The sequence below is a fragment of the Thiomonas delicata genome (genome assembly GCF_900088825.1).
Classification (GTDB): Bacteria; Pseudomonadota; Gammaproteobacteria; order Burkholderiales; family Burkholderiaceae_C; genus Thiomonas_A; species Thiomonas_A delicata.
Genome location: NZ_LT592220.1, coordinates 1 through 1,315, shown reverse-complemented (window position 1 = coordinate 1,315; position 1,315 = coordinate 1). Strand labels below are relative to the sequence as shown.

Below are 1,315 nucleotides of genomic sequence, written 5' to 3'. Positions count from 1 at the left end.
TGAACCGCCCCGGGTTTTGAGGAGGCTCCAACCTTTGAGAAGATGGAGCCATGAACAAGACGAACAAGTTTTCCCCCGAAGTGCGCGAGCGCGCGGTACGCATGGTGCAGGAGCACCGAGGCGAGTACCCCTCGCTGTGGGCCGCAGTCGAATCCATGGCCCCCAAGATTGGCTGCGTGCCACAGACGCTGCTGGAGTGGGTCAAGCGCGAGGAAGTCGATACAGGCCAGCGCGACGGCCTGACGAGCAGCGAGCGTGAACGCCTCAAACAACTCGAGCGCGAGAACAAGGAATTGCGCCGGGCCAATGACATCCTCAAAGCGGCGAGTGCTTTTTTCGCCCAGGCGGAGCTCGACCGCCGTTTGAAGAGTTGAAGCGATTCATCGACCAGCACCGCCCCATGCACGGGGTCGAGCCCATCTGCAAAGTGCTGCAGATGGCCCCGTCGTGTTACTGGCGCCATGCCGCGCGTCATCGCAACCCCGAGTTGCGCAGCGCCCGTGCTCAGCGCGACGATGCGCTGGCTGCCGACATCCAGCGTGTGTGGCACGCCAACTGGCAGGTGTATGGAGCTGACAAGGTTTGGTTGCAGATGAACCGCGAGGGCAACCGGGTGGCGCGCTGCACGGTCGAGCGGCTGATGAAACGCCTGGGGCTGCAGGGTGCGCGGCGGAGCAAGAAGGTGCGAACCACGGTCCCCGACACTTGCACGCCGTGTCCGCAGGACCACGTCAACCGGGTGTTCAAAGCCGAGCGACCCAACCAGCTCTGGGTGTCGGACTTCACCTATGTGAGCACCTGGCAGGGCTGGCTGTACGTGGCGTTCGTCATCGACGTGTTTGCCCGACGCATCGTGGGCTGGCGCGTGAGCACATCCATGCAGACCGATTTCGTGATGGACGCGCTGGAGCAGGCTTTGTACGCGCGTCGGCCCGCTGCCCATGCCTTGGTCCACCATTCGGACAGAGGCGTGCAATACGTCAGCGTCAAGTACACCGAACGCTTGGCGCAGGCAGGCATCCAGCCCTCCGTGGGCAGCAAAGGAGACTCCTATGACAACGCCCTGGCCGAGACCATCAACGGGCTGTATAAGGCCGAATTGATTCACCGCCGCGGACCCTGGAAAACCAGGGAAGCCGTCGAACTGGCCACCCTGCAATGGGTGCACTGGTTCAACCACACCCGACTGCTCAAACCGATTGGGGGTATCCCTCCGGCAGAAGCTGAGGCAAACTACTGGCGCCAACAAGCCAGTCAACACGCCATTCCGGCATGACTTAAACCAACTAGCCTCCACGAAACCCGGGGCGGTTCA

1 protein-coding gene and 1 other annotated feature are annotated in these 1,315 nt (G+C 62.4%); the gene reads left to right on the top strand.

Annotated features, from left to right (window positions below; genetic code table 11):
* The first annotated feature begins 50 nt into the window (after nt 1–50).
* Nucleotides 51–1,276, top strand: a protein-coding gene (locus THIARS_RS18140; RefSeq protein ID WP_094159366.1) for an IS3 family transposase whose coding sequence is annotated in 2 segments (ribosomal slippage) — nt 51–330 and nt 330–1,276 — 1,227 coding nt in all. Because the reading frame shifts where the segments join, the coding sequence is not laid out codon by codon here.
* Nucleotides 329–445: a sequence feature (AL1L pseudoknot), on the top strand. It overlaps the preceding gene by 117 nt.
* Nucleotides 1,277–1,315: the final 39 nt, after the last annotated feature.